The sequence below is a fragment of the Devosia psychrophila genome (genome assembly GCF_000971275.1).
In the GTDB taxonomy this organism is placed as follows: Bacteria; Pseudomonadota; Alphaproteobacteria; order Rhizobiales; family Devosiaceae; genus Devosia; species Devosia psychrophila.
In genome coordinates this window covers 1-6,018 of sequence record NZ_LAPV01000160.1, presented here as the reverse complement: position 1 = coordinate 6,018, position 6,018 = coordinate 1, and the positions used below count along the sequence as shown (strand labels likewise).

General features: G+C 61.0%; 7 protein-coding genes and 3 pseudogenes. 5 read left to right on the top strand and 5 right to left on the bottom strand.

Annotated elements, in window-relative coordinates; genetic code table 11:
* Positions 1 to 135 precede the first annotated feature (135 nt).
* Positions 136 to 797: pseudogene (gene istA, locus WH91_RS18515) on the bottom strand (IS21 family transposase); the annotation flags it as partial.
* 213 nt (positions 798 to 1,010) lie between these two features.
* Entirely contained in the window at positions 1,011 to 1,631 is a 621-nt protein-coding gene (locus WH91_RS18510) for a TetR/AcrR family transcriptional regulator (protein WP_046172502.1), read from the bottom strand.
* A gap of 103 nt (positions 1,632 to 1,734) precedes the next feature.
* Here WH91_RS18510 and WH91_RS18505 point away from each other — a divergent pair, with 103 nt between their 5' ends.
* A complete protein-coding gene (locus WH91_RS18505) occupies positions 1,735 to 2,763 on the top strand; it encodes a saccharopine dehydrogenase family protein (protein WP_046172499.1) in 1,029 nt (342 codons plus the stop codon).
* A gap of 9 nt (positions 2,764 to 2,772) precedes the next feature.
* On the opposite strand, the gene WH91_RS18500 is transcribed toward WH91_RS18505, so the two are convergent.
* Together WH91_RS18500 and WH91_RS25840 are read right to left on the bottom strand one after the other, a co-directional pair.
* Entirely contained in the window at positions 2,773 to 3,450 is a 678-nt protein-coding gene (locus WH91_RS18500; protein WP_280140270.1) for a LysR substrate-binding domain-containing protein, read from the bottom strand.
* A 66-nt stretch (positions 3,451 to 3,516) separates the two neighbouring features.
* Positions 3,517 to 3,618: pseudogene (locus WH91_RS25840) on the bottom strand (LysR family transcriptional regulator); the annotation flags it as partial.
* A 189-nt stretch (positions 3,619 to 3,807) separates the two neighbouring features.
* Between WH91_RS25840 and WH91_RS24955 the strand changes: the two are divergent.
* On the top strand, positions 3,808 to 4,158 hold the full coding sequence (locus tag WH91_RS24955) for an NAD-dependent epimerase/dehydratase family protein (RefSeq protein WP_052952960.1): 351 nt from the start codon (positions 3,808 to 3,810) through the stop codon (positions 4,156 to 4,158).
* A 33-nt stretch (positions 4,159 to 4,191) separates the two neighbouring features.
* On the opposite strand, the gene WH91_RS25835 is transcribed toward WH91_RS24955, so the two are convergent.
* Complete coding sequence (locus WH91_RS25835) at positions 4,192 to 4,314, bottom strand: hypothetical protein (RefSeq protein ID WP_280140269.1); 123 nt, start codon at positions 4,312 to 4,314, stop codon at positions 4,192 to 4,194.
* On the opposite strand from WH91_RS25835, the gene WH91_RS18490 reads away from it, so the two are divergent.
* From WH91_RS18490 to WH91_RS18480, 3 genes and pseudogenes are all read left to right on the top strand, one after another.
* A complete protein-coding gene (locus tag WH91_RS18490) occupies positions 4,315 to 4,734 on the top strand; it encodes a LysE family translocator (RefSeq protein WP_244542496.1) in 420 nt (139 codons plus the stop codon).
* A gap of 59 nt (positions 4,735 to 4,793) precedes the next feature.
* Positions 4,794 to 5,264 carry a hypothetical protein gene (locus WH91_RS22785; RefSeq protein WP_052952957.1) on the top strand — a complete coding sequence of 157 codons (471 nt, stop codon included), beginning with the start codon at positions 4,794 to 4,796 and terminating at the stop codon, positions 5,262 to 5,264.
* 291 nt (positions 5,265 to 5,555) lie between these two features.
* A pseudogene (locus WH91_RS18480) lies at positions 5,556 to 6,018 on the top strand (transposase); the annotation flags it as partial.

Sequence of the window (6,018 nt, the reverse complement as noted above, 5' to 3'; positions counted from 1 at the left end):
AGAGCAATAGTCCTGTCGAAGCCGAACCGATCCAGGCATGGGCGAATCTCCTTCGCCCCCATCGAACCAGCAAGCGTGTCGCTTGGGAATCCCCAGAGAGTCACAACCAAGAGTCGTTGGTATTACCTGTCTGGCCATCGCCGCGAACCGGGCGTTGATCTGCCGGGCTTTGCCAGAGCCGATCCGATCGACCGCAGTCTTCATGTTGTCGAAGATGCCGCGACGGAGGACGCCGCCCAGCACCCGGAACGCCTGGGTCATAGCATCGAACAGCATCTCGCGGGTCTGCAGCGGATAGGCCCGAACGATGAACGCCCGGCTGTGCGACAGCTTGGTGTGGGCCACCTGCAGCTCGGTACGCTCGCCGCCCAGCATGGCCCAGTCTTCGCTCCAGTCGAACTGGAAGGCCTCGCCCGGCCCGAACACCAGGGGAACGAAGGTACCGCGCCCGCTGGTTTGCTGTTCGCGCTGCCGTTCCGCTTTCCAGGCCCGCACAAACGCAGCCACCCGCTCGTAAGAACCCTCATAGCCCAGTACCACCAGATCGGCATGCATCTGCTTGGCCGTGCGCCGCTGCTTGCGCGATTTACCGGCTTCCACGCGCAGCCAGTCGGAGAGCTTTTGCGCAAACCGATCAAGCTTGCTGGGCCGCGCAGGAACCTTGAACTTCGGCTCCACCGTGTCAGCCGCAGATACTTGCGAATGGTGTTGCGCAACAATCCAGTGCGCCGCTCAATCTCCCGGATCGGCATCCCCTCACGGAAATGCCAGCGCCGGATTACGCTCAATAACGCCATGTCGATCACTCCAGTGCTCCCCCGACAAACAGCCAGGGAACGATCAAAACATGGGTCAGATCTCAGTGAAAACTTATGCCCCTAGAGGGTCAGGTCTCAGTGGCGATCAACAGTTCCAGGATTTGGCAGCCATCCTGGTTCCTTCGTCGTCCGACGAGACCAAAACACTCTGGCTGCTATAGATCTCAAGCCAGAAATTTCCTTCGGCTGGCGCTAGGTAGCTGCGCCTCGCGCATTCTCGTCACTTGTTGCCGCGATCAGGGCACGCGCCATCTGGACCAGAGTCTGCGCGGCATCGCCGGTGGATAGCGCCTGCGAACTGACAAATGCGCCATTGATGACCACGGTCAACTGAGTTGCCAGCAGCTCCGGGTACTGGACGCCCAGGCGTCTAGCAATGCCCTTGAGACGAAGGTAAAGCGCCTGCTTATGGCGTCGGGCCACAATACGTGCGGGATGTTCTTCGTCGGGAAACTCGGCTGCCACATTGAGTTGCGGACAGCCACGATAGTGGGGCCGACCGACCCGTTCTGCGATCCAGGCGAGCTGGCCCTCGAGCTCAGCTGCGCCATCCTCTGGGTGGACTGCCGCTACCCTATCCCAATTAGCCCAGAAGTCTTCGTCCTCCCGCTGCAGGAATGCCGCGATGAGCTCATCCTTCGTGCGAAAGTGCCGATACAGACTGGTCTTGGCCACGCCTGCCATTTCGACGACCAGGTCAACGCCGACCGCGCGCACGCCCCGGCGGTAGAATAAGTCCGAGGCGGTGTCGAGTATCCGTTCCCGCACATCCGCCCGAGCGACAGCCGGCTGCCCGCCACTTCTCTGTTCCATCATGCGATCGCTCCTTCTGCATGATCACTAGCACGGCTTAGCTTGACACACTACAGACCTGTCTGTAAAAACAGACAGGTCTGTAGTGTTGGAAGCGACGAACATGAGTGCTGATTTTTATGAGGCCGAGGGCGCTCGGCCAACTGTGGCCGTCTATGGTGCAGCCGGACACACCGGTCGCTTTGTTCTTCAGGAACTGTCGCGCCGGGGCTTTCCTATCATCGCCATTGGACGCAATGCGGTAAGGTTAACGGCCCTGAGCCTCCCCGACGGTACCCGACGGGTCGTGGCCACGTTTGACGACGCCGCTGCAGTAGGGCGCGCGCTCCACGGTGCTGCTGCACTCATAAACTGTGCCGGACCGTTTCTGGATAGCGCTGCGCCCCTGGTTTCCGCTGCTCTGCGGGCGGGCATTCCCTATCTCGACATAACGGCCGAGCAAGCCAGTGCTCAGGCAGTCTTCGAGCGATTTGGCCTGGCCGCGGAACAGGCTGGCGTCGTGATCATCCCCGCCATGGGCTTCTGGGGTGGCCTGGGCGATCTACTGGCGACCGCTGCGATGGGGGACTGGGTCCAAGCTGACACAATTCGTCTCAATATCGCCCTCGACAGCTGGAACCCGACCGAGGGCACCCGCATCACCGGGCAGCGGAATACTGCGCGCCGGCTGATCGTCTCCGACGGCAGGCTGCAGCCGCTGGCCGATCCGGCACCACAGCATACTTGGTCATTTGCCGCCCCTTTCGGCAGGCAGGAAATGGCCGAGGTGCCGCTTAGCGAAACCATCCTGCTCAGCCGCCATCTCCAGGTCGGCGAGATCCATAACTATGTGAACACCGCGTCGTTGCGAGAGCTTGCCGATCCGACCACGCCTCCACCAACCGCGGCAGATGAGTGGGGCCGCTCGGCCCAGATTTTCCTCGTGGACGTTGAAGTCCGGCAGGGGGATAAGGTGCGCCGCAAAGCCGCCCGCGGACAGGACATCTACGCGATTACCGCGCCGCTAGTGGTGGAAGCCGTGCAGCGTATACTGACTAGCCCAGACCAGCGGAACGGCGCTTTCGCCCCTGGCGACCTCTTCGACGCACCGAGCTTCCTGGCAGCACTTGCTCCACAGCTCGAGCTTTGGTGAGTGTTGCCGTCAGCGCAGCGGCAGCGCCTTGCCCCTGGATCGGGTTTGAGTTGACTCGGGAAACGCCGTCGCAAAGGCCTGCGCCATGTCCGCCGTTTCCGCCTCTATCCAGTCAACGAAGGCGCGAATCTTGAGTGTATCGAGTTTCCGCTCGTCGAACACCAGCCTGTAGCCATAGTGCGAGGCAAGCGGAATGCACGGACAGGTCACCAGCCGCCCCTGTGACAGATCTTCATAGGCCAGTGCGTATGGTGCCAACGCGACCCCGTGTCCCGCCACCGCAGCCTGGACCAATAGTCCGGCGTGACTGAAGCTGCGGGAAAAATCGTAACCCGGATTGCGCCTGCCGTTCTGGCCGAGAAAGCGCAGCCAAAGCTCCAATGTTCCCTCATAGAGCAGCGGTTGCTCCAAAGCCTCGTCCAGCGATGCCGCACCGACCTCGGGGCTGACGACGACGACGAGGCTATCGCGAAACAACAGGTTGTCGGCGGGAGCGTTGGTATAGCGCAACGCGATATCGCAGGCGTGGCCGTCGGTCGATACCATGGCGTCATTGGCTTCGACGCGCAGATCTAGCTCGGGATATCGCTGCCCGAACCGGTGCAGGCGCGGTGCCAGCCACTTCATGGCCAGGGAATGGGTTGTCGACAGCCTCAGCACGCTGTCGTCATCACTGCCGCGCAGCATGGCCACCTTGGTCTGCAGGTTTTTCAGCATGTCGCCGAGCGAGGCAGCGAGGTCGCGCCCTTTGTCGGTGAGGACGATCTTGCGCCTGTGCCGAATGAACAGCGCAAATCCCAGCGTCTCTTCCAATTGCTTGACCTGCAGACTGACAGCGGCCGGCGTCTTGTGGAGTTCGAGGGCTGCCTAGCTGAAGCTGCTCCAGCGCGCGGCACATTCAAAGTCGAGCAATCCGGAGAGTCGCTTCAGGGGCTGGTTCATGCTGCCAGCGTAAATTTTCCTAGTGCAAAGCGCCAGCATTTATCGTTTGTTCTGGCCTTTCCAGCGCGATATTTCGAGATATTTTAATGCTCGAGGATAAGCATGCCTAAATCCGTTCTCGTCATCGGCGGTACCCGTTTCTTTGGCCGGCTGCTGGTGCGCCGCCTGATCGAGGAGGGCCACGCGGTAACCCTGGCCACGCGTGGCATCGCGGCCGATGATTTCGGCAATGCTGTCGAGCGTGTGCGCGTGGATCGTCGCGACCGGGAAGCCATGATAGTGGCCTTCGCCGGTGGCCCCTTCGATCTGGTCTATAACCAGATGTGCTACAGCCCGCTCGATGCCGCCATATCGGCCGAAGTGTTCGCCGGTTGCGTAGACCGCTACGTCATGACCTCGACCATTGAGGTCTATGACCACATCCGAGACACGATCCTGCGGCCGTTCATCTAGACCGACGTCAACCTGACGCGGGAATTCATCGACCTAGGGTATCCTTGGCACGATCCTAATCTCGCCGAGGCCAGCTATGCCGCGGGCAAACGGCAGGCCGAGGCTTTTTTCACGCGCGACGGCAGACTGCCGCTGGTTGCCGTCCGCGTCGGACATGTGCTGGCCGGCCTCGATGACTTTACCGGTCGCCTGGCCGACTATGTCGGGCGGGTTGAAGCCGGCGGGCCCCTCCTGCATTCGCCGGGAATGGACGACGCTTCGAAAGCGCCGGTCTCCAGAAGCGCGCTCAAAGGCTTTCTGATCACCTTGGGTAATCCCAAGGCCATTCTGTTCTTCGGCGCCTTCTTCCCCATGTTCATCGATCCGGCCACCGGTCACTGGATAGTCAGTTTCTACGCGCTGGGTGCGCTGTTCCAGATGGTGAACCTACTCTATTTCGCCGCACTGATACTGGCGGTAAGCCAGTTGCGGCGGAGCGGGTTGTTCAGACGCTGGCCGGCCGCGCGAACTAACGTGATCTGCGGCACGGGGTTGTTGCTGTGCGCCTTCTTTGTGCTGGCGAGCGCGTTCTTCTGAGCTCGCGGCGCCGCCGATCTGTTATACCCATTTCACACAAGCGAAGTAGGATGGTCTCCATGCCCAACCCAAGCCCAGCGCCTGCCACCGTCAAAGCAAGCTTCTATCTGTGGGTCGGCGCGGTCGTCACCGCGGTCGCAGAGCTGAGCGTGCGTCTCGTTGATGCGCCTGAGGGCTTTGCAGCAGCGGTCATGACAGGTGTTCCTGAGCTAGCCGTCCGCGGCTTTGCCTACATCCTTCTACTGGCGCTCGGCTGGTTCATGCTGTCAGGGCACAATTGGGCCAGGTGGACGCTCCTGATCATCTTCGGCGGCCTTGGTACTTTTTCACTTGTCTTTGAGCCGCTGCAATGGCTGGCAGAGGGTGGTGCCATGGATGATTTTTTTGCGACAGCCAGCACTGCAACCTGGGCCATGAGCGTCAGTCGCGTCCTGCACGTCGCCTGCGTCTGGAGCGGCGTGGCGCTGATGTTCGGAGGGGAGGCCAACGCCTATTTCAGGATAGGTCGCCAAGCCGCTGCGGTCTCTTAACGCCTGCCGTAGTTGCGGTGCCGAAACAAATCGTAGCTGCGGCTGGTGAGCTGGGCGATTGGCGCAATCGGTAGCATATCGTCACGGCGGAGCGACAATCAGCCGGAGCAAGCCGTTGAAGAAGGGTTCACGGCGCAGGTGTCCGTGTTTGCGATCCCAAGTGCCGTCGGGGAGCTCCCGACCAAGGTGTTCAACGAGGCGCGGACCTGTCCGCCGTCAGCACCCATGGCACAGATTCAGGGTTGAGCTTTAAGGAGTGTTTTGGTCTCGTCGGATGACGAAGGAACCAGGATGACTGCCAAATCCTCGAACACCAAGAAGCCCACCGGGCAGGTGGTGAAGGACATTCGCCGGGCGACCCGACGGCACTTTTCAGCCGAAGACAAGATCAGGATCGTGCTGGACGGCTTGCGTGGCGAAGATAGCATTGCCGAGCTGTGCCGCAAGGAAGGCATCGCGCAGAGCCTGTATTACACCTGGTCCAAAGAGTTCATGGAGGCCGGCAAGCGCCGACTGGCGGGTGATACGGCGCGCGCTGCTACCAGTGATGAAGTCAAGGATCTGCGCCGTGAGGCTGGTGCGCTCGAGGAATGCGTGGCTGATCTGACCCTGGAAAACCGTCTGCTTAAAAAAAGCATGATCGCGGATGGGGACGAGCCAGAATGAGATATCCCGCATCCGAAAAGCTCGAGATCATCAGAATGGTCGAGCAGTCGCACCTGCCAACCCGTAAAACGCTGGACCGGCGTGGGAA